Source organism: Rhodoplanes azumiensis (assembly GCF_042682915.1).
Lineage (GTDB): Bacteria > Pseudomonadota > Alphaproteobacteria > Rhizobiales > Xanthobacteraceae > Rhodoplanes > Rhodoplanes azumiensis.
Map to the genome: position 1 here is coordinate 15,218 of NZ_JBHUIW010000006.1, position 24,895 is coordinate 40,112.

A 24,895-nucleotide genomic window follows, 5' to 3' on the forward strand; every position below is an offset into this window, starting at 1 on the left:
CCCCGCCGTCGCGGGGACGAGCGGAGGGTGGGGCGCGAGCGGAGCCCTCCGATGAAGTGACGAACGGCGTTCGGGGCGGATACCGCCGCAAGGAGAACCACCATGGCGATCCATTTCAACGAGAGCGAGGTTCCGGCCGTGCCGCTCGCCGACGGCGTGACGCGCCAGCGGCTGCTCGACAAGGCGCGGGTGCCGGGTGTGCTGTTCGAGCTCGACCGCATCGTGCTGGCGCCCGGTGCCGGCGTGACGTTCGACATCGCGGCCGATGCGCTCGGCTGGTTCCAGATGATCGACGGCACCGCGACCCTGCGGATGCCGGACGGTGACGCCGCGGTGCTGCCGACCCATATCGGTCTCCTGCCGCCCGGCCTGTCGGGCACGCTCGACAGCGAGGCCGGCGCGACGCTCCTGTTCGCCCTGGTGCCCGACGTCGGATCGCTCGACCCGGCCGTGCTGACGAGCCCGCCGCCGTTCCGACTGGTCGACTGGCGCGAGGAGCCGCTCCTCAAGTCCGAGCACGATGCCCGCAAGCGGATCTACATCGTGACGCCGAAGATGTTCGGCGTGCGGGCGATCCGCGGCGAGATGATCATCTATCCGCCGGGCACCACCTGCCCGGTGCACCATCACGAGGGTGGCGCGCATTTCATGTATTTTCTGGCCGGGCAGGGCACCTGCTACGCGGGCGAGGCCCAGGAGATGCGGGTGAAGACCGGCGACGTCGTCTTTTATCACGACCGCGAGCCGCACTGGGTGAAGGGCGGCGAGACCGACGACATGATCTTCTCGGAGTTCTTCGTGCCGAGCGCGGTGGCCACCGTCTGGGCCGACCCGTCCAAGGTCTGCACCTGGATCCCGATGGGTGTGAACCACCGCGGCGGCGCCCCCTCGCGCACGATCGAGAAGCACGCCCACGGCCCGATGGCGGAGGTGTGAGGTCTCGCCGTCGTACCGGGGCGCGGACCGAAAGGTCGGCGAGCCCGGAATTCACAGCCCCTGTATCGGTGGCTCACGAGAGGCAGGGCGTATGGGGCCCGGGCTCGGCGCTGCGCGCCGCCCCTGGACGACGGAGGCTCAGCGTCGTCCCTCTCTACGGCCCGGGCTTGGCGGGGCGCCGCACCTGTGGTCAATTGCGCACCCCGCCATCCCCGGACCCAGTTGATGAGCAACGTCAATCCCAACCCGTTCACCACCCGTCCCGAAATCGAAGGCTCGTTCGGCGTCGTCACCTCGACGCACTGGATCGCGACCGCGGTCGGCATGTCGATCCTGGAGAAGGGCGGCAACGCCTTCGACGCGGCGGTCGCCACCGCCTTCACGTTGCAGGTGGTGGAGCCGCATCTCAACGGGGCCGGCGGCGACGTGCCGATCGTGCTCTACGACGTGCGCAAGGGCCGGCCCGAGGTGATCTGCGGCCAGGGGCCGGCCCCGGCCGGCGCCACCATCGGCTACTATCGCGGGCTCGGCCTCGACTTGGTGCCCGGCACCGGGCTTCTGGCCGCCTGCGTGCCGGGCACGTTCGAGACCTGGATGATGCTGCTGCTCGAATACGGCACGCTGCGTCCGGCCGACGTGCTCGCCCCCGCGATCTATTACGCCCGGGAAGGCCACCCGCTGGTCGAGCGCGCCAACGCGACGATCCGCTCGGTGGAGACGCTGTTTCGCGAGCATTGGCCGACCTCCGCCGCGGTCTGGCTGCCCGGCGGCAAGGTGCCGGAGACCGGCAGCCTGTTCGTGAATCGCGGCCTCGCCGACACCTATACGCGCATCCTGCGCGAGGCCGAGAGCGGCGGCGGCGGGCGCGAGCAGGAGATCGCGCGGGCGCGGAAAGCGTGGTCGGAAGGATTCGTCGCCGACGCGATCGACCGCTTCTGCCGCACCCAGAAGGTGATGGACACCTCGGGCGAGGCCCATCGCGGCATCCTCACCGGCCACGACATGGCGGCCTGGAAGCCGCGCGTCGAGGCGCCGCTCACCTACGACTACGGGCGCTACACGGTCTGCAAGGCGGGACCGTGGTCGCAGGGGCCGGTGCTGCTGCAGCAGCTCGCGCTCTTGAAGGGCTTCGATCTCGACGGTCTCGACGTCGCGGGGGCCGAGTTCATCCACATCGTCGTCGAATGCGCCAAGCTCGCCTATGCGGATCGCGAGAAATTCTACGGCGATCCGGACGTCGTGAAGGTGCCGATGGATGTGCTGCTGTCGGACGCCTACAACGACGTCCGCCGCAAGCTGGTCACCGACGCGGCGTCGATGGAGCTGCGGCCCGGCTCGGTCGAGGGCTTCGGCGGCGACGTGACGCTGCGGCGTGCCGGCGAGGTGCCGGTCGCGGCCGGCGCCGGCGAGCCGACCGTCGGCAAGATCGCGGCGAAGCCCGGCGAGGTGCGCGGCGACACCGTGCATTTCGACATCGTCGATCGCGACGGCAACATGATCTCGGCGACGCCCTCCGGTGGCTGGCTGCAGTCGTCGCCGATCGTCCCGGAGCTCGGCTTCTGCCTCGGCACGCGGGCGCAGATGTTCTGGCTGGAGGAGGGGCACCCGGCGGCGCTCGCGCCCGGCAAGCGGCCCCGCACCACGCTGTCGCCGACGCTGGCGCTGCGCGACGGCGAGCCCTACCTCGCCTGGGGCACGCCGGGCGGCGACCAGCAGGACCAGTGGAACCTGCAGCTGTTCCTGCGTCACGTCCATGCCGGCATGAACCTGCAGGAGGCGATCGACGCGCCGGCCTGGCATTCCGAGCACTTCCCCATCTCGTTCTGGCCGCGCACCGCGCGCCCCGGCGTGCTGGTGGTCGAGGACCGAGTCTCCGAGGAGGCGCGGCGCGATCTTTCCGCCCGCGGCCATGTCGTCGAGGTCGGACCGGCTTGGTCCGAGGGGCGCCTCACCGCGGCGTCGCGCGACGGCTGGCGGCGCCGCGCCGCCGCCAATCCGCGCGGCATGCAGGGTTACGCGGCGGGCCGCTGATCCTCGTCATTCCGGGGCGCTCGCGGCCACGCGTCTTTCACCTCTCCCCTGCGGGGAGAGGGGCGACGCGCGAAGTGCGGCGGGTGAGGGGGTGCCGAGCCAACCAACCGGCGCCGTAAACCCTCACCCTGGTGCGCGCTGTCGCGCGCCCCGACCCTCTCCCTCAGGGAGAGGGCGAGTGCCCCGAGCCGATCCGGTGCGAGACCGGAGGCGTGTAAGAATCTCGACGCACCCGAAACAGTAGGATCCCCATGAGCAACGTGATCAGATCGTCGCGAGACGGCGCCGTCGTGACCCTGGTGATCGACCGGCCGGAGGAGAAGAACCTCCTCACCATCGCCCAGGTGCGCGAGCTCACCGCGGCGATCGGAGAGGCGGCCGCGAGCGACGCCAAGGCGATCGTGATCCGGGCGAACGGGCCGGACTTCTGCCGCGGCCGCGATCCGCGCGACGGGTCGGGCGCCCCCAACGCGCTGGCGCTGCGCACCTCGACGCTGGAGCCGATCCTCGCCGCCTATGCGGCGATCGAGGCGGCGCCGCAGCCCGTGATCGCGCTCGTCCACGGCGCCGCGCACGGCTTCGGCTCGGCCGTCACGTCGGCTTGCGACATCGCCGTCGCGGCCGACACGGCACGCTTCAAGCTGCCCGAGATGGAGCACAACCTGCCGCCGACGCTCGCCATGTCGGCCGTGGTGCCGAACGTGTCGAAGAAGGCGCTCGCCTGGATGGTGCTGGCACTGGAAGAGCTGTCCGCCGCGCAGGCGCTGCAGATCGGCCTCGTCAGCAAGGTGGTGCCGGAAGCCGATCTCGACGCGGCTCTGGAAAAAGTGCTGGCGACCGTCACGTCGCGAGCGGCGCCGTCGCTGGTCGCCGTGAAGGACTTTCTGCGCGTCGCTTATCACATGGAGCCGCGCGGGCTCGCCGACTACTCGGCCAACGCGCTCGCCACCGTGCTGTCGTCGCGCGAGCGGTGAGCGGCGCCCGTATGGACGCGCCGCAGGAGATCGGCTCGCCGTTCTGGCGGTTCTCGCTCGCGACCTATCGGAAGCCGGGGGTCGCCGAGACGTGCCTCGCCCTGCAGGACGGCCACGGCGTCGACGTCAACGTGCTGCTGTTCGTCATGTGGCTCGGCACCCAGGGGCGGTGTCTCGGCGGAGCCGCGATGCAGCGGGTGCGCGACGAAGCCGCCGGCTGGGCGCGCGACGTCGTCGTGCCGCTGCGCGCGGTGCGGCGGCGCCTGAAGGACGCGCCGCCGCTGGTCGAGGCCGCCGCCGCGCAGGCGTTCCGGAGCGAGGTGAAGCGGCTGGAGCTCGAGGCCGAGCGGCTGGAGCAGGAGGCGCTGTTCGGTCTCGCCGCGACGCTGCCGGCGGAAGACGGGAAGCCGCCGGAGACCGCGGTGCGGGCGAATATCGAGACGCTGGCGCAGACGATGGGGGCCGCGTTTCCGCCCGCCGCGGTCGAGCGGCTGGTCGGGGCGGCGCCGTCGCTCTGACACGAGATCGACGCTTGGATCGCCTCTCCCCAGCGGAGCGCGTCGCAGAATTGCTCCGTCGTCCCGGGGCGGCGCGCAAGCGCCGAGCCCGGGATGACGGGGTATTCACTTCAGGGAGGGCAAGAACCGCGGTCAGCGCGTGACGACGATCTTCTGGTACAGGCCGCCGAAATAGGACTTGCGCGGCCACTCGGTCTTCGACCAGGGCGCCGGCATCCAGGTGGTCAGCTTGTGGTTCCACAGGTCGAGCGCGAACGGCTCCAGCAAGCCGAGCACCGGCTTGAACCAGTAGCGCCACGGGTGCCACCAGTCGGGCTTGGCGTAGTCGACGATGACCACCTTGCCGCCCGGCTTCACCACCCGGAAGATCTCGGCGAGCGTCTTCTCGCGGTGCTCGACCGGCTGCTCGTGGAACAAGAGGTAGACGATGGCGCGGTCGTAGCTCGCGTCCGGGAAGTTCAGGTCGGCCGAATCCATGTTGAGGAGACGGACCGGCGCGTCGGCCTTCAGCTTGCGGCGCACGTTGCGCAGCTGCGCCGGCACGATGTCGATGACGTCGAGCCGGCCCCCGCCGGACGCGACGCGATCGGCGAGATGCGGCGTCAGATCACCATAGGCACAAGCCACCTGCAGGGTCTGGCCGGGAAGCGCGTCGCCCATCTCGGCGAGTGCGGCGTTCCGCAGCTTGGCGTAGTTGCCCCACAGGATGAAGTTGATGATCGGCTGGTGGTCGAAGAAACGGATCGCGTTCGGGTGAATATAGGCCCACCAGTAATGCTTCTCGAGATAAGAAGGAATGGAGACGACGGGAGCTTTCGCACTGTCCACCGGCGAGCCGGCCTCGATTCGCACCGAAGTCGACGATCGAACTGCAGCACTCTGCATGTGTAGTGACCTCGAAACGGGTGGGGGATCCCGCAAGAGTTCATGCCCCCTGGGATCGACCATCGCATTGGCCCCCGTGCAACACCTTGAGAAAACGCAAGACTGAAACTCCGGGCACGCCCGCCATGCGCGGGCGGCGCAGCGATGGTCATCGGCCGATGACGAGCGCCTGATAAAGTCCACCAAAATACGTGCGTCGCTCGATTTTCTGGCCGGGCGGGAGGGCCGGCATCCAGCCCGAGACGTCCTCGCGCCAGAGGTCGAGCGCAAACGGTTCGAGCGCCGCCAGCACGGGTGCGAATCCGTAGCGCAGCGGGTTCCACCAGTGCGGCTTCGCGTAATCGACGATGACGAGGCGGCCGCCGGGCTTCAGCACCCGCACGGCCTCGGCGAGCGTGCGGCGGCGCCAGCTCTCCGGCTGCTCGTGCAGCAGGAAGAACAGGAGCACGCGGTCGTAGCTCGCGTCCGGCAGCGGCAGGGCCGACGAATCGGTCTCGACGAGTCGCACCGGCGCGTCGGCGGCGAGCTTGCGGCGCAGATTGTCGAGCTGCACGGGCAGCACGTCGACGATGTCGACCGTGCCATCGCCGGCGCTCACCCGCTCGACCAGATGCGGCGTGAGGTCGCCGTAGGCGCAGGCGACCTGCAAGGTGCGGCCGGGCAGGACGGCGCCCAGAAGGTCGAGGGCGGCGTCGCGCAGGCGGGCGTAGTTGCCCCACAGGATCAGGTTGGCGAGCCACTGCCGCTCGAACACCTTGACGGCGTTCGGGTGCACGTAGGCCCACCAGTAGTGCACGTCGAGATAGGACGGAATCGCCGTCGCCGACGGTCCCTCGCGGTGCGGCATCCCGGCCTGGGCGCCGCCCGAAACCGCCTGTGTGGCGACCGCTGACTCCATGTCGTTCTCCCCCCGCTCCGGACCGAACAGCTGCTGATCTACCGCATAGCACACCCCCGCCGGGCGCAACATCCTTGGCTTTACAGAGCCCTTGTCATGTCCCGCTTACGCAGTGTTGCTTATCGGACATCAGTGTCGGCGCGGCGCGGCCGATTTCGATTGCCGCCCCCGGAGGGCGGGCCGATACTCGGCCCGCTCGGAGCACGGTGCGGTCGCGGAGCGCGGCAAGGCGCGCCGCCGAGGGGTGGGCGGTGCGGCACCGGAGCGATCCGAGCAGGAGATGCCGCGATGAAAGCCCGAGACGTGATGACGAGCCGGGTGCTGACGATTGCGCCCGAAGCCTCCATCGAGGAGGCGATCCGGCTGATGCTGGACAACCGCATCAGCGGGCTGCCGGTGGTCGATGCCACGGGCGCCCTGGTCGGGATCGTCACCGAAGGGGACTTCCTGCGCCGCGCCGAGACCGGCACGGCCCGCAAGCGGCCGCGCTGGCTCGAATTCCTGGTCGGTCCGCAGAACCTCGCCACCGACTATGTCCGCTCGCACGGCCGCCGCGTCGAGGAGGTGATGACCCGCACCCCCGTGACCGTGGACGAGGACGCCGGGCTCGACGCCGTCGTGTCGATCATGGAGCGCAAGCGGGTGAAGCGCGTGCCGGTGGTGCGTGGCCGTCAGGTCGTCGGGATCGTCAGCCGCGCCAACCTGCTGCACGCCCTGGCCTGCGTCAGCCGCGACCTGCCGGACGCCCCGGCCGGCGACGCCGAGATCCGCACGCGCGTGATGGCGGAGATCGCCCGCCAGCCCTGGGCGCCGGTCGCCCTCGTCGATGTCGTCGTCAAGGACGGCATCGTCGAATTGTGGGGCAGCATCACCGAGTCCAAGCAGGGCGAGGGCCTGACGGTGCTGGCCGAGAACGTTCCCGGCGTGAAGGGCGTGGTCAGCCACCTCGCCTGGATCGAGCCGATGTCCGGCCTGGTGATCAGCGAGCCCGACGCCCCGCCGACCCGCAAGGCGGGGTAGCCGAAGCCCGCCCCGGCTTCAGCCTCGTCACTCCGGGGCGCGGACCGTCAGGTCCGCGAGCCCGGAATCCATAACCCCGGTGTCGGGGGCTCACGAAAGGCAGGGCGTATGGGGTCCGGGCTCGCTGCTTCGCAGCGCCCCGGGACGACCGTTCGGTGCGATGCCCTGCGCGTCCTGCATCGGCACATGTCATACAAGGGGTGGTCCGTCCCTCCGGTAGCCGCTATGACAGGCGGCTCTCGGAGGAAACAAAAAATGCCCACAGCGAAGACGATCGACACGCACGCTCACATCCTGAGCGACGAGACCATGCGGATGATCGCCAGGGAGGCCCCCGCCGTCGCGCCGAAGATCACGCCGATCGACGACGCCTTCTCGGTGCTCGAGGTCGCCGGCGTGCCCTACCGTCCGTTTCCGCGCGGCGGCTGGAACCTGGAGACGCGGCTGAAGGACATGGACGCGGCCGAGGTCGACATGCAGGTGCTGTCGAACACGCCGCAGACCTTCCTCTACAATATCGACGCGTCGCTCAACGCCACCCTCGCTGCGCTGCAGAACGACCAGATCGCCGCCACCGTGAAGGCGCATCCGGACCGCTTCATGGGCATCGCGACGCTGCCCATGCAGGCGCCGGCGGCGGCTGCCGCCGAGCTGACGCGGGCGATGCGCACGCTCGGGCTCAAGGGCGCTCAGATCGGGTCCAACGTCAACGGCCGCAATCTCGACGATCCGGCGCTCGAGCCGCTGTGGGAGGCCGCGAACGCGCTGTCCGCGTTCGTCATGATCCACCCGACCCAGGTGGTCGGCAGCGACCGGCTGAAGTCGTATTATCTCGCCAACCTGATCGGCAATCCGCTCGACTCGACCATCGCGGCGGCGTCGCTCGTGTTCGGCGGCGTGATCTCGCGCTTCCCGAAGATCAGGTTCCTGTTCGTCCACGGCGGCGGCTTCGTGCCGTATCAGTTCGGCCGCTGGATCCACGGCTGGCAGGTGCGCTCCGAGCCGCAGGTGCATCTGAAGGTCTCGCCCGAGGCCGCGCTGAAGACCTTGTGGTTCGACAGCATCCTGCATGCGAAGGAGCCGCTCGAGTATCTGGTCGCCTCGGCGGGCGTCCACCGCGTGGTGCTCGGCAGCGACTACCCCTACGACATGGGCACGCTCGAATGCGTCCGTCAGGTGCGAGCGCTGTCGATCCCGGATGCCGACAAGGACCGCATCCTGCGCGGCGGGCCGCTGGCCCTCGCCGGCGTGGCCGAGCAGCGGAGCGCCGCATGACCGCGCCGCAGAAGACCACGGCCACCGTCCGGCGCGCCCCCGCGATCGCGGTCAAGAGCCTGATCGCCGACTGCCTCGCCGCGGCCGGCGCGCCGCGCGAGGATGCCGAGACCGTCGCGGCGCTGATGACCGAGGCGGATCTCACCGGTGCCGATGCGCACGGCGTCTTCCGTCTGCCGCAATACGCCCGCCGCCTGAAGGCGGGCGGCTTCAATCGCACGCCGACCATCCGGGTCGAGCGCACCGCGCCGGCGACCGCGCTGGTCGACGGCGACAACGGCATGGGCCATCTGGTGGTGAAGCGCGCCGCCGCGACGGCGATCGCGCTGGCTCGCGAGACCGGCGTCGCGTGGGTCGGCGTGCGCGGCTCCAACCATGCGGGCTCGGCCGGGCTCTATGCCGAGATGCCGGTCGCGCACGGCATGGTCGGCCTCTACTCGGCGGTGGCGAGTGCCAACCACATGGCCGTGTGGGGCGGCAACGAGCTCTTGCTCGGCACCAACCCGCTCGCCGTCGCCGTGCCGACCGGGGCGGGGCCGATGGTGCTCGACATGGCGACCACGGTGGTCTCCTACGGCACCATCAAGAAGCACGTCCTGCAGGGCCTGCCGATGCCGGAGGGCTGGCTGATCGACCGCGAGACCGGCGAGCCGATCACGGATCCGGCGCAGAGCGGCCGCGGCCTTCTGCTGCCGATCGGCGGCTACAAGGGCTCGGGCCTCGCGCTGATGCTCGGCGTGCTGGCCGGCGTGCTCAACGGCGCCGCCTTCGGGCGCGACTGCGTCGACTTCAACGCCGACGACACGAGCGTCACCAACACGGGCCAGTTCGTGGTGGCGATCGACGTCGCCCGCTTCGTCGGGCTCGACCGCTTCGTCGCCGAGGTCGATCGTCACGTCGCCGATCTGCGCGCCACCGGCCGGATGCAGGGCGTCGACGCGATCCGGCTGCCCGGCGACCGCCGGCGCGAATGCCGGGCCGAGCGCGAGGCCTCCGGCATCCCGCTGCCCGAGGCCTTGATCGTCCAGCTCGACAAGGTCGCGGCGGAGTTTTCCGTGACGCCGGTGTTCTCACGCTGAAGCGCCGTTCGAGCCTTCTCCCTGAGGGAGAGCCTTGCGGAGTTCGTCATTCCGGGCGCGCCGAAGGCGCGAACCCGGAATCCAGCGGCGAACTCGATATTCTGGGTTGGATTCCGGGTTCGCCGCAATGCGGCGCCCCGGAAAGACCGAGATGCGCCAAGCGTCCCGCCGGGGAGAGGTGAAGAACCGCGGCACAGCGCGTCCGGGACACGGAGACTGTGCGACGTCGCGGCGTCTATCTCACCAGCATCGGGAACGTGACGGCGATCGCCCAGGCGAAGGCGAGCGCGTTGGCGAGCCCGCCGACCCACGGGTGGCCGGTGCGTCCGAACGTCCAGCGGCTGAACAGGCCGTAGACGACGAAGAAGGCGAGGATCACGGGCACGATCAGGATCAGAAAGAACAGTGCCCGCAGGTTCAGCGCGACCGCGCCGGCGAGCGACAGCAGGAACAGAAGCTTGGTCGCCGCATAGGCACCGCGCCCGGTGTCCGGGCCGCGCGTCGCCCACTCGTCGGCGAGGAAGTACGGAACGGTGCCGGCGGCGAGCGCCAGCACCAGGAGCCAGCGCGGCCCGACCGGCACGAAGGACGTGACGAACCCGTCGATCGCCCCGCCGAGCGCCCCGATCGCATAGGCCGTGACGAGTGCGGCGGCGAGCCCGAAGGCGGCGACGGCGCGGACCGACCAGTGAAAGCCCCCGTCATTCGGGGGCGCGGGCGACAGCCCGGGAACCCGGAATCCAGCGACGGGTTCCGAGGTCTCGGCTGGAGTCCGGGTTCGCGCCTGCAGCGCGCCGCGGACCGCCCCCTGCCTGACAGCGATCAGCATCAGCGCCGTCAGCAACCCGTACACGCCGAAATGGACGGCGAGATAGTCCCCGACCAGCACCGGCAGGAAGCTGGTCGGCGCCTTCCACAGGAGCAGGGGCGTCGCGATCGCCGGCACCACGGCGACGGGCCACAGCCGCCGCCACGGCAGGCCGGCCCCCTGCGGCGTCGCCGCGACGCGCGGCAACAGTCCGGCGAGCGGCTTCGCCAGCAGCACGATGCCGAGGATCAGAAGGCCGATCCAGGCGCCGCGATCGTCGACATAGCCGGAGCCCTTGTGCGCGAACACCTGATCGAGCCAAGCGAGCGCCTCGCGGCTGCTCGCCGGGCTGTAGAGGACCGCGATGTGCTCGACGCGCGGCGAGAAGGCGGCGCGCCGCGCCGTCCCGTCGGAAAAGCTCCCATAGGTGACGCCGGCCTCGACCGGTCCGCCGACCGCGAGGCCTACGGCGCGCAGCGCCTCCTCCTTCAGCCGGCGCTCCCAGTCGCCGACCACGACGAGAAGGTTCTTCGGGCTGTCGGAACGCACCGCCGGCGAGAACATCGACACGGCGACGACCGCGGCGATCTCGGGGTTCTCCTGCGCGGCCCGCACGATGATGTCGGAGGCCATCGAGTGCCCGAGCAGCGCGATGCGCCCGTCGCCGCCGGGAAGCCCCTTCGCGAAGGCGACGACGCGGGCGACCTCCTCGACCAGCAGGATGGTCGTGCCGCTCACCTTGGTGATGTCGCCGCCGAGCTTCTCGGCGTTGCGGCCGTGGCCGGCGAAGTCGAACGTCACGGCGACGTAGCCGTTGCGCGCCAGCGTCACGGCGAAGGGCTGCATCAGCTGCTGCGAGCCGGCGAAGCCGTGTGCGATCACGATCACGGGCGCGGGCGGCGCGCCGCCCTGGCGATAGATCGTCACCGGCGTCGCGCCGACTTGCGTGCGCTCGATCGTCAGCCCGGTCGTGGTGGCGACGAGCTGCCACAGCGCCACCGCCACGGCGAGCGCGCCCGCGATCCCGAGGACGACGGCGAGAAGGGGGCCGAGAGCGAACGCGCGAAACCGGGACACGGAACCTCTGCGGAGCGTTTTGCGGAGCCCCGTGGGTATGGCGGCGCGATGCCGGCCGCGCAAGCGGTGCCGTGTCGCAACCCGTTGTGAGCCACGTCCCTAACGGTTCGTCATGCCCGCACGCAGACGCCTTCGCAGCATTTCTCCGTCGTCCCGGGGGCGGCGCGCAGCGCTGAGCCCGGGATCCATACCCCCGGTCTGTCGTGAATCACTGTCACCGGGCGTATGGATCCGGGTCTCGCGGACCTGCGGTCCGCGCCCCGGGATGACGAGTGACGCAATGCCCGGCCATGACGAGGAAGGAGGCGTGTCACACCGCGGAGGGCACCTCACAAGCTCCCGTCCACCATCAGCTCGATCAGGAACGGGGCATCGTCGGCCAACGCGCGGTCGAGGGCCGGGACGATCTGGTCGGGGCGCTCGACCCGCACGGCCGGCACGCCGAGCCCCTGCGCCAGAACGTCGAAGCGCAGGTTGTGGGCGGCGAGGTCGAAGCTGTCCGGGAACGGATCGGTCTCGGGCAGGCCGAGGGTTCGCCGATAGTCCTGCAGATTGTATTCGAGGATGCGGTACTTGCGATTGTTCAACACGACGAACTTGGCGCCGATGCGGTAGCGCGCCGCGGTCGCCAGCGCCTGCACGGTCGAGATGCCGCCGCCGTCGCCGGCGAAGCCGAAGACGAGCCGACCGGGATGCGCGAGCGTCAGTCCGACGGCACCCGGCAGGCCGGTGCCGAGCATGCCGCAGCGGGTCTGGAACCAGGTGCCGGGAATGTCGGGGGGCAAGTGACGCAACAGCTCGGGCGCATGGGTCAGCGCCTCGTCGAAGATCAGGGCGGGCGCGGAGAGCGCCTTCAACCGCGCGGCGAGGGCGGCGAAGAATTTCGGCGCGCGCAGCGGCACCGTGTCGGGCAGCGCGGCGTCGGCGGCCAGTGCCGCTTTGAGAGCCTCGGCCTTCGTGACGGCGAGGCGCGCCGTGCGCGCCTTCGCCCGCTCGTGCTCGGCCGGCGTCATGGTCTCGCGCAGCGCTGCGGCGAGCCGGCCGAGGGCGACTTTCGGGTCGGCCAGCATCCCGATTTCGACGCCCTCGTTCTTGCCGATCTCGGAGACGCCGAGATCGATCTGCACGAGCCGTGCGTCTTCCGCGAACACGCCGGAGGTGAGCGGGAACACCTCTGGCAGCACCGTGGTGCCGACGATCAGCACCACGTCGGCGGCCGCCGTGACGGGCCGGCTCGCGGCGCCGAACATGTGACCCAGAAACCCGCCGAACAGCGGGTGCGAGGCCGGCATGTTCACCTCGGAGCAATTGCCGCCCCACACGATGGCGCCGAGCCGCTCGGCGACCTCGGTCAGTTCCGCCTGTGCCTCGGACGCGGCGACGCCGTCGCCCATCAGGATCAGCGGTCGCGTGCCGGCGCGCAGGAGCGTGGCCGCCGCCGCGATGGTCGCGTCGTCCGGCGCGACGCGGGTCTCGACCAGGCGGGTCGGCTCCACGGTCTCGGGGCAGGGCTGGTCGAGCACGTCCATGGGCAGGGTGAGGAACACCGGCCCGCAGGGCGGCGTCGCCGCCGTCTTGATGGCGCGGCGGGTGAGGCGCAGCAGCGAGCCCGGATCGACCACCCGCCAGGCGCACGGGCCGGCATGGTCCGACTTCACGAAGGGTTTGGCGATGGTCGGCAGATCGGCAGCCATCTGGCCGTCGAGCGCGTCGTACCGAAGCCCCGCCTCGCCGGCGAACACCACCATGGGCGTATAGCCGCGGCGCGCGTAGTACATCATGCCGAGGCCGTTCGCGAGGCCCGCATAGGAGTGGAGCTGCACCAGCGCCGGCCGCCGCCACGGCCGCGGATCGCCGTCGCGCTGCACCGGCGGCGCGGCGCGCGCATAGGCGTCGGCGATCGCCACGGCCGGCCCCTCGTGCAGGGCGAGGATGTATGTCAGGCCGGCGAACTCCTCGGCCCGCAGCGCGTCGAGGAGGTTCTCCTCCGAGCTGCCCGGGTTGCCGAACAGATACGGGATGCCATCGGCGACGAGCTGGCGCAGGAACGCGAACCGCCCGGTGGTCGGGCGCGTCGAGACAGGTGCGGCCGGTGTCGTTCCGGGCCGGGGGTCGGTGTCGGACTTCGCCATGCGGCCTCCCCTGGCGCGAGGGATCCGGAGCTTCAGGGGGGCTCTCTCTCGCGCACTGGTTGTAGTTATGACAAAAACTCTCTAAAGATGTAAGACGAGGCAGGCGCAATTTCCGGTGAGCGGTCGGGCCTCGCGCCGCGGCGCCTCGTGGGCTCGCGATACAGCGGCGGTGAAAACGTTTTCACCGAGCTTGGCGGTGCGTGTCCGGATGGGCGCGACGTGCATCCCCGAGATGTCGCACCGGGGCCGTCCGGACCGGTCCTCGACGGGCTCCGGCGAAGCAATCCGGCGGGTTGGTGGCGCATCCGATGCGGGGACCGCGATTGTTGGACCGCGATTGTTGGACCGCGATTGTCGCGTTTACGACAACGATGGCTTCGTGCACCGCACCCGTTCCGCTGTCGCGAAGTCGACAGCACGTCCGGCCGCCTTCACGACGATCACAGAAATGTGCCCACAATTCATGCGCCTAATCCGCGATCCCCCGGAGGGCGGAGGTGGCCTGCTTCCTGCTAAGGTCGCGGCAGGGCGCGCTACGACCATCCGGTCGGCGTGTGCCGTGCGGCGGCGGCCGACCGTGTGACCGACCGTGTGATCGGCCGGGCGATCGGCCGCGGGAGCGGTGTGGGGGCCTCGATGACCGACAGCACGACCCTGGACGAGAGGCCGGGCGGGCCGGTGGTCGATGCGCCGGTCCCGGACGCGGGCGCGGGCGCCCCGCCGGCCGAGGCGCGCTGCCCCTTCCACAGCGGCGCGATGGGCGCCGCCGGGATGCCGGGCGCCATCCCGGTGCCGCGGCCGGGCGCCGTCGCCGACGACGGCCCGAAGGTGATGGTGCTGACCGGCGCGTCGCGCGGCATCGGGCATGCGACCGTGCGGTTGTTCGCCGAGAACGGCTGGCGAATCATCACCTGCTCGCGCCAGCCCTTCGATCGCGCCCGCTGCCCGTGGGAGGAGGGGCCGGACGATCACGTCCAGGTCGACCTCAACGATCTTCGCGCTCTCAATCTGGCGATCGTCGACATCAAGGCGCGGCTCGCCGGCCGGCCCCTGCATGCGTTGATCAACAATGCCGGCATCTCGCCGAAGGCGCCCGACGGCAGCCGGCTGTCGTCGCTCACCACGCCGGTCGCGACCTGGACCGAGGTCTTCAACGTCAACTTCCTGGCGCCGGTGCTGTTGGCCCGCGGCCTGTTCGACGAGCTGAAGGCCGGACGCGGCACGGTCGTCAATGTCACGTCGATCGTCGGCTCGCGGGTGCATCCCTTCGCCGGGACGGCCTACGCCACGTCGAAGGCGGCGCTCGCCTGCCTGACCCGTGAGATGGCGCATGATTTCGCGCCGCATGGCATTCGCGTCAACGCGATCGCGCCCGGCGAGATCAAGACCGACATCCTGTCGCCCGAGACCGAGGAGCGGCTCGCGCCGCTGATCCCGATGCGCCGGGTCGGCTCGCCCATGGAGGTCGCCTCGGTACTCCAGTTCCTCTGCTCGGACGCGGCCAGCTACGTGACGGGCGAGGAGATTCACATCAACGGTGGTCAGACGCTCTGAACGGCGTGACGGCCTTTCTCATTGTTGCGGCGAATTGAATGATCGGGTCTGTTTTATTGCTTTCGTCCCCGAAAAGTCGTGCGCTGATGGACAACGACGTCGGCTGTGCCAAAGATCCGTCGCACGGCCGGCGCGGCGGATGATGCGCACCGAATGGGCTTTTCGAGCGTGTCGCGGCACCAAATATAGGCGCGACAGCCTTCCGATTCCCACGCATACTTATGATTGAAAAACACTGCAGTGGGATGGAGCACCGAGGACGATGGAGCGCAGCGCATGCTTCATGCTGATCCTGAGCGCCCGATCCGAGCGGTAAGCACGACGCCGTCGGCCGCGCGCAGCGAGATCGCCCTGACGGGCGTCTATGAAATCTCGAAGATCCTGACCTCGGCGAGCCGGCTCGAGACGATGCTGGCGAACGTGGTCAATCTGCTCGCCTCGTTCATGCAGATGCGCCACGGCGTCATCTCGCTGCTCGACGACGACGGCATCCCGGCCATCGCGGTCGGCGCCGGCTGGACCGAGGAGGCGGCCGACCGTTTTCACGCCAGCCTGCCGCAGAAGGCGGTCGGCCAGGTGATCGTCACCGGCATGCCGCTCGTGGTGCCGAACATCGCGTCGCATCCGCTGTTCGAGGCGGACGACGTCGACAAGCTGACTCGCGACACGACCGAGGTGGTCTCCTTCGTCGGCGTCCCGATCCGCATCGGCCAGAAGGTCGTCGGCACGCTGACGATCGACCGGGTGTTCGACGCCCAGTCGGCACAGCGGCTCGACTTCGACGTCCGTTTCCTGGTCATGGTGGCGAACCTGATCGGCCAGACCGTGCAACTGCATCGCGTGCTGCTGCGCGACCGCGAGCGCCTGCTCACCGAGAGCCATCGGCTGCAGAAGGAGCTCGACGAGTACAAGCCGCGCCATGTCGGCACCGCCGCCATCGCCGGCATCGTCGGCGAGAGCCCGGCGATCCGCGCGCTGCTCGACAAGATCGCCGTGGTGGCGCGGTCGCGCTCGACCGTGCTGCTGCGCGGCGAGTCCGGCACCGGCAAGGAGCTGTTCGCCCGCGCCATCCACGACCTGTCGCCCTGCGCCAGTGGGCCGTTCATCAAGGTCAACTGCGCGGCGCTGCCCGAGTCCGTGCTGGAGTCGGAGCTGTTCGGCCACGAGAAGGGGGCCTTCACGGGCGCCGTCCAGGCCCGCAAGGGGCGTTTCGAGCTCGCCCATGGCGGCACATTGTTTCTCGACGAGATCGGCGAGATGTCGCTGGTCTTCCAGGCCAAGCTGCTGCGCGTCCTGCAGGAGGGCGAGTTCGAGCGGGTCGGCGGCACCAAGACCATCAAGGTCGCGGTGCGTCTCGTCACCGCGACCAACCGCAATCTCGAGGACGCGGTGGCGAAGGGCGAGTTCCGCGCCGACCTCTACTACCGCATCAACGTCGTGCCGGTGATCCTGCCGCCGCTGCGCGACCGCAAGAGCGACATCCCGCTGTTGAGCCGCGAGTTCCTGGCCCGCTTCAATCACGAGAACGGCCGCACCCTGGAGCTCGACGCCGGTGCCGTGGAGGTGCTGTCGAGCTGCCTGTTCCCGGGCAATGTCCGCGAGCTGGAGAATTGCGTGCGCCGCGCCGCGACGCTCGCCGCCGGCCCGACGCTCGCCGCCGACGACTTCGCCTGCCGCAACGACCAGTGCGTCTCCGCCATGCTGTGGCGGGGCCGCGATCCGCAGGCCTTCGTCCCGCCCTCGGTGCCGATGCCGGCGGCCGCACCGATGCCGTCGGGCGCCCCGGCGCCGAACGGCGGCGGTTCGCGCCCGATGCCGGCCGAACCGCCGCCGCAACCCGAATCGGCCGCCTCGCTGCACGACGGCGACGATTACCGCGGCGGCCGAGGGTCGGAGCGCGAGCGCCTCGTCGAGGCGATGGAGCGGGCCGGCTGGGTGCAGGCCAAGGCCGCCCGCATCCTCGGCCTCACCCCGCGCCAGATCGGCTACGCGCTCAAGAAGCACGGCGTCGAGCTGAAGCGGTTCTGATCACGCCGGCAATCTCTCGGCGTCGTCATGGCCGGGCTCGTCCCGGCCATCCACGTTTTCGGGTCGCGGTTTCGAGCGTGGATGGCCGCGACGAGCGCGGCCATGACGGCGTTGCGAAGGAGTGGCGGCGCGCGAGCCGGCACTCCGCTTCAGCACCGACACCCCTGTCGGGGATGCGACACGATCGCGTCGGGTCGGCGGCCGGGTTGTCGGACGCGCGACAGGCCGGAACGTCGGCGAAACGGGCAAGTAACTGAGAATACGCGCGTTCCTCCCGTGGCACAGGTCTTGAAACACGACCTCGCGTCACCCCCGCCCGTGAGGACCACCGATGGCCAACTTCGTGTCGCTCGACAGCCTCTCCGGAACGACCACGGCCGACGCCATGCGTCAGGCCCTCGGCGCCTCGGGCTGCCAGTCCTCCTCGTGCGGGTCGAGCGGCGGGCCGGGCGACATGCCGGCCGATCTGTGGGCGCGGATCAAGGATCATCCGTGCTACTCGGAGGAGGCACATCACTATTTCGCCCGCATGCATGTGGCGGTGGCGCCGGCCTGCAACATCCAGTGCAACTACTGTAACCGCAAGTACGACTGCGCCAACGAGAGCCGCCCCGGCGTCGTCTCCGAGAAGCTCACCCCCGACCAGGCCTTCCGCAAGGTCGTGACGGTCGCCAACGAGGTGCCGCAGCTCTCGGTGCTCGGCATCGCCGGCCCCGGCGACGCGCTCTACGACTGGCGCAAGACCAAGGCGACGTTCGAGCTGGTGGCGCGCGAGATCCCCGACATCAAGCTGTGCATCTCGACCAACGGGCTGGCGCTGCCCGACCATGTCGACGAGCTGGTCGACATGAACATCGACCACGTCACCATCACGATCAACATGATCGACCCGCTGATCGGCACGAAGATCTATCCGTGGATCTTCTACGACCACAAGCGTTACACCGGCCTCGTCGCATCGCAGATCCTGCACGAGCGGCAGATGCTCGGCCTGGAGATGCTGGCCGAGCGCGGCATCCTCGTGAAGGTCAACTCGGTGATGATCCCCGGGATCAACGACGAGCACCTGAAGGAGGTCAACGCCGCCGTGAAGGCGCGCGGCGCCTTCCTGCACAACATCATGCCGCTGATCTCCGATCCGGCGCACGGCACCCATTTCGGCCTCACCGGCCAGCGCGGGCCGAAGCATGCCGAGCTGATGGCGCTGCAGGAGGCCTGCGCGGGCGGCGCCAACCTGATGCGCCACTGCCGCCAGTGCCGCGCCGACGCGGTCGGCCTGCTGGGCGAGGATCGCGGCCAGGAGTTCACGCTCGACCAGATCCCGGAACAGGTCGCCTACGACCCCTCGGTGCGTTCGACCTATCGCGAGGTGGTGGCGCGCGAGCGCCAGGATCACGTCGCCGCCAAGCACGAGGCGACCGCCGTGCTCGACGAGACCGACAGCACGGCCCGCATCCTGATCGCGGTGGCGACCAAGGGTGGCGGGCGCGTCAACCAGCATTTCGGCCACGCCAAGGAGTTCCAGGTCTACGAGGCCTCGGCGGCGGGCGTGCGCTTCATCGGCCACCGCAAGGTCGAGGACGCCTACTGCCAGGGCGGCTTCGGCGAGGACGCGACCCTCGACAGCGTGCTGAAGACCCTCGAAGGCATCGACACGGTGCTGTGCGCCAAGATCGGCGACTGTCCGCAGGGGCAATTGAAGGGCGCCGGCATCGCGGCGACCGACGCCTACGCCTTCGAGTACATCGAGACCGCCATCTCGGCCTGCTACGCCGATCGTTACGGACGGCCCGTCCAGGCCCAGGTCGCCTGACGCACCGTCGTCAAGAAGGAGAGACTGCCATGGCCCTCAAGATCGTCGCGTCGCAGTGCACCGTGTGCGGAGCCTGCGAGTTCGAGTGCCCGAACAGCGCCATCAAGATGAAGCGCGACGTCTACGTGATCGATCCGGCGAAGTGCACCGAGTGCGAGGGGCATTTCGACGCGCCGCAATGCGCGGCCGTGTGCCCGGTCCCCAACACCTGCATCGCCGCCTGAGCGCCGCGCCATGGTCGCCGCGGGCAGCCAGGCCGCCGCACCGGAGCCGACCGACTGGCTCGGTCATCCGGTGTCCTGTGCCGACTGCCCGCACGAGGAGATCCGGGCCGAGGGCCGCTGCGATCGCGGGCGCATCTGCGTCCGCGACCGCCGCGCTCGCCGCATCGACCGCTTCTTCGCCGGCAATCCCGGCGAGGCGGAGAAGTATCTGACGCATCCCTATTTCGAGATTCGGGCGCTGGCGGCGCGCCGCGCCAGCCTCTTCCTCCTGCCGGCGCTGATCGACGACCCGGAGCCCGACGTCCGCGCCGCGGTGGCGCAGCGGCTTCCTCTCACCCGGGTCATCAAGCTGCGCGAGGATCCCGACCGGAAGGTCCGCATGGTGATGGCGCAGCGCCTCGAGGGCGCGGCGCTGGTCGCCATGCTGGGCGATCCCGATTACGCCGTGCGGCTCGTCGCGGTGCGCCACGTGCCGCCGGACGTTCTGCCGGGCGCCATGCAGGATCCCGACCCGCAGGTGCGCTGCGAGGTGGCGCGGCGGGTGAAGCCGGATGTGTTGCCGGCCATGCTCTACGATCACGATCCGCTGGTGCGGATCGCCGTCGCCGAGCGTTTGGAGCCGTCGCAGCTCGTCGCGCTCGCCGCCGACGACGATCTGCGGGTGCGCTTCATCGTCGCCGAGCGTGGGGCGCCCGCGGCGCTGCCGATGCTGCGCGACGATCCCGATCCCGAGGTGCGGCAGCGGGCGCGCGACCGGCTCGCCGGTCTCGCCCCGCCCACCCTCGTCGTGTCCGCCCCCGTCGTGTCATCCGTCGTCGAACCCAAGGAGGGGCGCGATGGGCCTCGGCCGTGAGGAGGAGGTCGAGATCCGCGCCGCCCCGCGCTTCATGCCGGGCGAGAAGGTGCAGTCGACCAAGCACATCAAGAACGACGGCACCTATCCGCGCCGCGAGATCGGCGACATTCTCGTGCGCAAGGGCGATGTCGGCTATGTGCGCGACATCGGTACCTTCCTGCAGCAGTTCTACGTCTACGCCGTCGAATTCGTCGATCGCGCCGTCATCGTCGGGATGCGCGGCCGCGAGCTCGTCAGCCTCGATCATCCGGTCGTTTCGACCGGCCCGGCAGATCGTCGTGCATCCGAGATCGTCACGCCGGCGGCCGACGCCGTCGCGCTTCCCACGTCCGAAACCGTCGCCTCCTAGGCGGTCGATGGTCCGACACTCGCATCTCCGAGAACGCGCATCTCCGAGAACGAACATTTCGAAGCCTTCGCATCTCCAAGCCCGGGAACCCACGCCGTGAAGATCATGATCCGAAAGACCGAGAAGGGTCTGTCCGCCTACGTCCCCAAGAAGGATCTCGAACAGCCCATCGTGGAGCTGGAGAAGGACGCGATGTGGGGCGGCTGGGTGAAGCTGAAGAACGGCTGGGTGCTGGTCCTGCCCGAAATGCCGGCCGAGACGCGCCTGCCCATCACGGTCGAGGCGAAGCGGATCAGCGAGGACGCATGAGCACGCCCGAGGTTCTGACCGAGACGTCCACGCCGCCGGAGACCGACACGGCGCTCGCCGCCGCGCTCGCGACGCTGCCGCCGGTCGGCGGATCCGAGTGCCTGCCGGCGTTGGTCGATGCGCTGAAGGCCGGCCGCATGGTGCCCTATCTCGGCCCCGATCTCCTGCCCGACGACACCGACGGCGTGCCGCGCACGCCCGAGGCGCTGGCGCTCGCGCTCAACGCGCGCGCCGCCGTGTCGGCCCGCATCCGCGGCAATCTGTGGGCGACGGCGCAGTCGATCGAGAGCCGCCGTCATCGCAAGACTCTGACCGGCCTGATGACGGAGATCTTCCGCAAGCCCGTGGTGCCGACCCCGCTGCAGCGGGCGCTCGCGGCGCTGCCGCTGCCGATGGTCGTCGACACCTGGTACGACGGCGCCATGCGGCGCGCCTTCGTCGAGAGTGGCCGCGCCGACTGGGGCGAGATCCAGGGTGTCACGCGGGCGCACGCGACCGGCGACATCTGGTGGCGGGCCTACGACGCGCAGGGCCGCGAGGTCGCTCCGGAGACCGCCGTCGATTGGACCACGATCCTCTACAAGCCGCACGGCAGCGTCGTCCCGGCGGAGAACTTCCTCGTGTCGGATTCCGACTATGTCGAGGTTCTGACCGAGATCGACATCCAGACCCCGATTCCCGTGCCGGTGCAGGAGCGCCGCGTCGGCCGCGCCTTCCTGTTCGTCGGCACCCGCTTCCACGATCAGACGCTGCGGATCTTCGCCCGCCAGATCGCCAAGCGTTCCGGCGACGGCCATGTCGCCCTGGTCGATCCCGCGGTCCTGACCCGCAACGAGGCGCGCTTCCTCGCGGCGGCCGGCGTCGCCCCGATCGCCGCCGGCCCGGCCGACCTCGCCGCCGCGCTCGGCTGAGCACCGGCATGCCGGCTGGGTAGGGTGGGCATAGGCGCGAGAGCGCCGTGCCCACGCCGACCATCGCTGCCGGATCGTCCTCGGCGGACAGTGCGCCGCGAGACGGCGGCCGCACGCTTCGCTCTGCCCACCCTACGTCGGCGTCTGCGAACTCCCCTCACATCCGCTGTGTTCCTGGGCTCCCCCCCTCCCTGACCCTCCCCCACAAGGGGGGAGGGAACGGGGTGTTGCACTGTCGGCTCCTGGTCATGTGCGACGCAGCCAGCGGCTCGCCTCCTGATCCACTGCTGATCACGACGGCGCATGCCGTCGTCGTTCCCTCCCCCTTGCGAGGCAGGGACGGGGAGGGGGGTGCTCGCCGCCCACTGCACTCCGCGATTCGACCCCGCCGGCTCCCGTCGTCTCCCCGCCGAGCCCCGACAGGCTTGTCACCTTTGTCGGTTTCCAAACAGCCCGACAGGCCCCGACAGCGGCGTCGACGCGATCCGACAAACCGTTGTGAGACAGTCACTTCTCCGATGTCGCGAGGGGCCGCGGAGCGGTTGGCACGGGGGTTGCTGAACAAGGGTGCGGAACGGGCGCCGATGTCACCAGCGACGCAAGGCGCGAGACGAAAGGAACCGGTATGAGCTCTCTTCGGCAGATCGCCTTCTACGGCAAAGGTGGCATCGGCAAGTCCACCACCTCGCAGAACACCCTCGCGGCCCTCGTGGAGATGGGCCAGAAGATCCTGATCGTCGGCTGCGATCCCAAGGCCGACTCGACCCGCCTCATCCTCAACACCAAGCTGCAGGACACCGTGCTCAGCCTCGCCGCCGAGGCCGGCTCGGTCGAGGATCTGGAGCTCGACGACGTTCTGAAGATCGGCTTCAAGGGCATCAAGTGCGTCGAGTCCGGCGGTCCGGAGCCGGGCGTCGGCTGCGCCGGCCGCGGCGTCATCACCTCGATCAACTTCCTCGAGGAGAACGGCGCCTACGACGACGTCGACTACGTCTCCTACGACGTGCTCGGCGACGTGGTGTGCGGCGGCTTCGCCATGCCGATCCGCGAGAACAAGGCGCAGGAGATCTACATCGTCATGTCCGGCGAGATGATGGCGCTCTACGCCGCCAACAACATCTCCAAGGGCATTCTGAAGTACGCCCATTCGGGCGGCGTGCGGCTCGGCGGGCTCATCTGCAACGAGCGCCAGACCGACCGCGAGATCGACCTCTCCGAGGCGCTCGCCAAGAAGCTCAACACCCAGCTCATCCACTTCGTGCCGCGCGACAACATCGTCCAGCACGCCGAGCTGCGCCGCCAGACCGTGATCCAGTACGCGCCCGACTCGCAGCAGGCGAAGGAGTACCGGATGCTGGCCGAGAAGATTCACGCCAACTGCGGCAAGGGCACCATCCCGACCCCGGTGTCCATGGACGAGCTCGAGCAGATGCTGCTCGACTTCGGCATCATGAAGACCGAGGAGCAGCAGCTCGCCGAGCTCGCGGCCAAGGAAGCCGCCAAGGCGGCCGCCGCGGTCTGACCCGGTCTCGTCCGACATCAGCGCGGCGACCGCCGGTCGCCGCCTTCGACATCCGAACGAGGAACGAGCCATGAGCCTCGATTACGAGAACGATGGCGCCTTCAACGAGAAGGTCATCGAGGAAGTCCTGTCCGCCTATCCGGACAAGTTCGCCAAGCGGCGCAAGAAGCACCTCAGCGTCGCCAAAGGAGCCGAGGAGGGCGCCACCGGAGCGGAAGGCGAGGAAGGCCGGCTTCTCTCCGAGTGCGACGTCAAGTCGAACATCAAGTCCATCCCGGGCGTGATGACCATCCGGGGCTGCGCCTATGCCGGCTCCAAGGGCGTGGTCTGGGGCCCCGTGAAGGACATGGTGCACATCAGCCACGGCCCGGTCGGCTGCGGCCAGTATTCGTGGTCGCAGCGCCGCAACTACTACATCGGCTCGACCGGCATCGACTCGTTCGTCACGATGCAGATCACCTCCGACTTCCAGGAGCGTGACATCGTGTTCGGCGGCGACAAGAAGCTCGCGAAGGTGATCGACGAGATCGAGGAGATGTTCCCGCTCAACCACGGGATCTCGATCCAGTCCGAGTGCCCGATCGGCCTGATCGGCGACGACATCGAGGCGGTGTCGAAGAAGAAGGGCAAGGAGATCGGCAAGATCATCGTGCCGGTTCGTTGCGAGGGATTCCGCGGTGTCTCGCAGTCGCTCGGCCATCACATCGCCAACGACACGATCCGCGACTGGGTGCTCGACAAGAAGGAGAACACCTTCGAGGCCGGCCCCTACGACGTCAACGTGATCGGCGACTACAACATCGGCGGCGACGCCTGGGCCTCGCGCATGCTGCTCGAGGAGATGGGGCTCCGGGTGGTCGGAAACTGGTCCGGCGACGCGACGCTCGCCGAGATCGAGCGTTCCCCCAAGGCGAAGCTCAACCTCATCCACTGCTACCGGTCGATGAACTACATCTGCCGGCACATGGAGGAGAAGTACGGCATCGCCTGGATGGAGTACAACTTCTTCGGCCCCAGCCAGATCGCCGCGAGCCTGCGCAAGATCGCCAAGCACTTCGGTCCGGAGATCGAGGAGAAGGCCGAGGCGGTCATCGCCAAGTACCAGCCCCTCGTCGACGCCGTCGTCGCCAAGTACCGGCCGCGGCTCGAGGGCAAGAGCGTGATGCTCTATGTCGGCGGCCTGCGTCCGCGCCACGTGATCACGGCCTACGAAGATCTCGGCATGCAGATCGCCGGCACCGGCTACGAGTTCGCCCACAACGACGACTACCAGCGGACCGGTCACTACGTCCGCAAGGGCACGCTGATCTACGACGACGTGACCGGCTACGAGCTCGAGAAGTTCATCGAGAAGATCCGCCCGGACCTGGTCGGCTCCGGCATCAAGGAGAAGTACCCGGTCCAGAAGATGGGCATCCCGTTCCGGCAGATGCATTCGTGGGACTATTCCGGCCCGTATCACGGCTACGACGGTTTCGCGATCTTCGCCCGCGACATGGACCTCGCCATCAACAATCCGGTGTGGGGCCTGTTCGACGCCCCCTGGAAGAAGAAGGGCGAGGCGCCCGTCCTGCAAGCCGCCGAATAGACGGTTCGCGCGGGTTCCCGGCACTCGCGTGAAGGGGAGCCCGCGACGGCGGCCTTGGTCGTTCGTCGCGGGACACCCCGCCCGGGCCGGTCTCGCGGATCGTCGTCC

Annotated in this window: 21 protein-coding genes; 17 read left to right on the plus strand and 4 right to left on the minus strand. The window is 69.5% G+C overall.

Annotation, left to right across the window (positions count from 1 at the left end; translation table 11 throughout):
* Positions 1-102 precede the first annotated feature (102 nt).
* The 4 genes from ACFSOX_RS07390 (at position 103) to ACFSOX_RS07405 (ending at position 4,459) form a co-directional block, all read left to right on the plus strand.
* Positions 103-936, plus strand: coding sequence for a cupin domain-containing protein (locus ACFSOX_RS07390; protein ID WP_378477156.1), 834 nt, complete (start codon positions 103-105; stop codon positions 934-936).
* A gap of 225 nt (positions 937-1,161) precedes the next feature.
* Positions 1,162-2,967, plus strand: coding sequence for a gamma-glutamyltransferase family protein (locus ACFSOX_RS07395; RefSeq protein ID WP_378477157.1), 1,806 nt, complete (start codon positions 1,162-1,164; stop codon positions 2,965-2,967).
* Between the two features lie 251 nt (positions 2,968-3,218).
* Complete coding sequence (locus ACFSOX_RS07400; protein ID WP_378477158.1) at positions 3,219-3,941, plus strand: enoyl-CoA hydratase/isomerase family protein; 723 nt, start codon at positions 3,219-3,221, stop codon at positions 3,939-3,941.
* Positions 3,942-3,952: 11 nt separating this feature from the next.
* On the plus strand, positions 3,953-4,459 hold the full coding sequence (locus ACFSOX_RS07405) for a TIGR02444 family protein (protein ID WP_378477159.1): 507 nt from the start codon (positions 3,953-3,955) through the stop codon (positions 4,457-4,459).
* 132 nt (positions 4,460-4,591) lie between these two features.
* On the opposite strand, the gene rquA (ACFSOX_RS07410) is transcribed toward ACFSOX_RS07405, so the two are convergent.
* A complete protein-coding gene (gene rquA, locus ACFSOX_RS07410; RefSeq protein WP_378477160.1) occupies positions 4,592-5,287 on the minus strand; it encodes a rhodoquinone biosynthesis methyltransferase RquA in 696 nt (231 codons plus the stop codon).
* Between the two features lie 205 nt (positions 5,288-5,492).
* The gene (gene rquA, locus ACFSOX_RS07415; protein WP_378477161.1) at positions 5,493-6,242 is read right to left on the minus strand and encodes a rhodoquinone biosynthesis methyltransferase RquA; all 750 of its coding nucleotides are present in this window, start codon (positions 6,240-6,242) and stop codon (positions 5,493-5,495) included.
* A 288-nt stretch (positions 6,243-6,530) separates the two neighbouring features.
* Here rquA (ACFSOX_RS07415) and ACFSOX_RS07420 point away from each other — a divergent pair, with 288 nt between their 5' ends.
* The 3 genes from ACFSOX_RS07420 (at position 6,531) to ACFSOX_RS07430 (ending at position 9,616) form a co-directional block, all read left to right on the plus strand.
* On the plus strand, positions 6,531-7,262 hold the full coding sequence (locus tag ACFSOX_RS07420; RefSeq protein ID WP_378477162.1) for a CBS domain-containing protein: 732 nt from the start codon (positions 6,531-6,533) through the stop codon (positions 7,260-7,262).
* Between the two features lie 255 nt (positions 7,263-7,517).
* Complete coding sequence (locus ACFSOX_RS07425; protein WP_378477163.1) at positions 7,518-8,537, plus strand: amidohydrolase family protein; 1,020 nt, start codon at positions 7,518-7,520, stop codon at positions 8,535-8,537.
* Positions 8,534-9,616: an Ldh family oxidoreductase gene (locus ACFSOX_RS07430; protein WP_378477164.1), complete on the plus strand. Its 1,083-nt coding sequence runs from the start codon at positions 8,534-8,536 to the stop codon at positions 9,614-9,616. Before ACFSOX_RS07425 ends, ACFSOX_RS07430 begins: the two co-directional genes overlap by 4 nt.
* Before the next feature lie 235 nt (positions 9,617-9,851).
* On the opposite strand, the gene ACFSOX_RS07435 is transcribed toward ACFSOX_RS07430, so the two are convergent.
* Together ACFSOX_RS07435 and ACFSOX_RS07440 are read right to left on the minus strand one after the other, a co-directional pair.
* Positions 9,852-11,501 (minus strand): alpha/beta hydrolase, encoded by a 1,650-nt coding sequence (locus ACFSOX_RS07435; RefSeq protein WP_378477165.1) that lies wholly within the window; start codon positions 11,499-11,501, stop codon positions 9,852-9,854.
* Between the two features lie 329 nt (positions 11,502-11,830).
* Complete coding sequence (locus tag ACFSOX_RS07440) at positions 11,831-13,633, minus strand: thiamine pyrophosphate-binding protein (protein WP_378477166.1); 1,803 nt, start codon at positions 13,631-13,633, stop codon at positions 11,831-11,833.
* Positions 13,634-14,404: 771 nt separating this feature from the next.
* On the opposite strand from ACFSOX_RS07440, the gene ACFSOX_RS07445 reads away from it, so the two are divergent.
* The 10 genes from ACFSOX_RS07445 (at position 14,405) to nifD (ending at position 24,787) form a co-directional block, all read left to right on the plus strand.
* The gene (locus tag ACFSOX_RS07445) at positions 14,405-15,187 is read left to right on the plus strand and encodes an SDR family NAD(P)-dependent oxidoreductase (RefSeq protein WP_378477291.1); all 783 of its coding nucleotides are present in this window, start codon (positions 14,405-14,407) and stop codon (positions 15,185-15,187) included.
* Positions 15,188-15,463: 276 nt separating this feature from the next.
* Complete coding sequence (gene nifA / locus ACFSOX_RS07450) at positions 15,464-17,215, plus strand: nif-specific transcriptional activator NifA (RefSeq protein ID WP_378477167.1); 1,752 nt, start codon at positions 15,464-15,466, stop codon at positions 17,213-17,215.
* A gap of 331 nt (positions 17,216-17,546) precedes the next feature.
* Positions 17,547-19,028 (plus strand): nitrogenase cofactor biosynthesis protein NifB, encoded by a 1,482-nt coding sequence (nifB, locus tag ACFSOX_RS07455; protein WP_378477168.1) that lies wholly within the window; start codon positions 17,547-17,549, stop codon positions 19,026-19,028.
* Positions 19,029-19,057: 29 nt separating this feature from the next.
* A complete protein-coding gene (locus ACFSOX_RS07460; protein ID WP_378477169.1) occupies positions 19,058-19,252 on the plus strand; it encodes a 4Fe-4S dicluster domain-containing protein in 195 nt (64 codons plus the stop codon).
* Between the two features lie 10 nt (positions 19,253-19,262).
* On the plus strand, positions 19,263-20,105 hold the full coding sequence (locus tag ACFSOX_RS07465) for a 4Fe4S-binding leucine-rich repeat protein (RefSeq protein WP_378477170.1): 843 nt from the start codon (positions 19,263-19,265) through the stop codon (positions 20,103-20,105).
* Positions 20,089-20,457, plus strand: coding sequence for a nitrogen fixation protein NifZ (locus ACFSOX_RS07470; RefSeq protein WP_378477171.1), 369 nt, complete (start codon positions 20,089-20,091; stop codon positions 20,455-20,457). The genes ACFSOX_RS07465 and ACFSOX_RS07470 overlap by 17 nt, the downstream gene beginning before the upstream one ends.
* A 96-nt stretch (positions 20,458-20,553) precedes the next feature.
* On the plus strand, positions 20,554-20,766 hold the full coding sequence (gene nifT / locus ACFSOX_RS07475) for a putative nitrogen fixation protein NifT (protein WP_111358172.1): 213 nt from the start codon (positions 20,554-20,556) through the stop codon (positions 20,764-20,766).
* The gene (locus tag ACFSOX_RS07480) at positions 20,763-21,677 is read left to right on the plus strand and encodes an SIR2 family NAD-dependent protein deacylase (RefSeq protein ID WP_378477172.1); all 915 of its coding nucleotides are present in this window, start codon (positions 20,763-20,765) and stop codon (positions 21,675-21,677) included. The genes nifT and ACFSOX_RS07480 overlap by 4 nt, the downstream gene beginning before the upstream one ends.
* Positions 21,678-22,302: 625 nt before the next feature.
* Positions 22,303-23,199, plus strand: coding sequence for a nitrogenase iron protein (gene nifH / locus ACFSOX_RS07485; protein ID WP_378477173.1), 897 nt, complete (start codon positions 22,303-22,305; stop codon positions 23,197-23,199).
* Between the two features lie 70 nt (positions 23,200-23,269).
* Positions 23,270-24,787, plus strand: a complete 1,518-nt coding sequence (nifD, locus tag ACFSOX_RS07490; protein WP_378477174.1) for a nitrogenase molybdenum-iron protein alpha chain — start codon at positions 23,270-23,272, stop codon at positions 24,785-24,787.
* Positions 24,788-24,895 lie beyond the last annotated feature (108 nt).

Bases quoted from the DNA above. Each gene is read 5' to 3' on its own strand.
- ACFSOX_RS07390 (WP_378477156.1), top strand. From the start codon at position 103: ATGGCGATCCATTTCAACGAGAGCGAGGTTCCGGCCGTGCCGCTCGCC.
- ACFSOX_RS07395 (WP_378477157.1), top strand. From the start codon at position 1,162: ATGAGCAACGTCAATCCCAACCCGTTCACCACCCGTCCCGAAATCGAA.
- ACFSOX_RS07400 (WP_378477158.1), top strand. From the start codon at position 3,219: ATGAGCAACGTGATCAGATCGTCGCGAGACGGCGCCGTCGTGACCCTG.
- ACFSOX_RS07405 (WP_378477159.1), top strand. From the start codon at position 3,953: ATGGACGCGCCGCAGGAGATCGGCTCGCCGTTCTGGCGGTTCTCGCTC.
- rquA (WP_378477161.1), bottom strand. From the start codon at position 6,242: ATGGAGTCAGCGGTCGCCACACAGGCGGTTTCGGGCGGCGCCCAGGCC.
- ACFSOX_RS07420 (WP_378477162.1), top strand. From the start codon at position 6,531: ATGAAAGCCCGAGACGTGATGACGAGCCGGGTGCTGACGATTGCGCCC.
- ACFSOX_RS07425 (WP_378477163.1), top strand. From the start codon at position 7,518: ATGCCCACAGCGAAGACGATCGACACGCACGCTCACATCCTGAGCGAC.
- ACFSOX_RS07430 (WP_378477164.1), top strand. From the start codon at position 8,534: ATGACCGCGCCGCAGAAGACCACGGCCACCGTCCGGCGCGCCCCCGCG.
- ACFSOX_RS07440 (WP_378477166.1), bottom strand. From the start codon at position 13,633: ATGGCGAAGTCCGACACCGACCCCCGGCCCGGAACGACACCGGCCGCA.
- ACFSOX_RS07445 (WP_378477291.1), top strand. From the start codon at position 14,405: ATGCCGGGCGCCATCCCGGTGCCGCGGCCGGGCGCCGTCGCCGACGAC.
- nifA (WP_378477167.1), top strand. From the start codon at position 15,464: ATGCTTCATGCTGATCCTGAGCGCCCGATCCGAGCGGTAAGCACGACG.
- nifB (WP_378477168.1), top strand. From the start codon at position 17,547: ATGGCCAACTTCGTGTCGCTCGACAGCCTCTCCGGAACGACCACGGCC.
- ACFSOX_RS07460 (WP_378477169.1), top strand. From the start codon at position 19,058: ATGGCCCTCAAGATCGTCGCGTCGCAGTGCACCGTGTGCGGAGCCTGC.
- ACFSOX_RS07465 (WP_378477170.1), top strand. From the start codon at position 19,263: ATGGTCGCCGCGGGCAGCCAGGCCGCCGCACCGGAGCCGACCGACTGG.
- ACFSOX_RS07470 (WP_378477171.1), top strand. From the start codon at position 20,089: ATGGGCCTCGGCCGTGAGGAGGAGGTCGAGATCCGCGCCGCCCCGCGC.
- ACFSOX_RS07480 (WP_378477172.1), top strand. From the start codon at position 20,763: ATGAGCACGCCCGAGGTTCTGACCGAGACGTCCACGCCGCCGGAGACC.
- nifH (WP_378477173.1), top strand. From the start codon at position 22,303: ATGAGCTCTCTTCGGCAGATCGCCTTCTACGGCAAAGGTGGCATCGGC.
- nifD (WP_378477174.1), top strand. From the start codon at position 23,270: ATGAGCCTCGATTACGAGAACGATGGCGCCTTCAACGAGAAGGTCATC.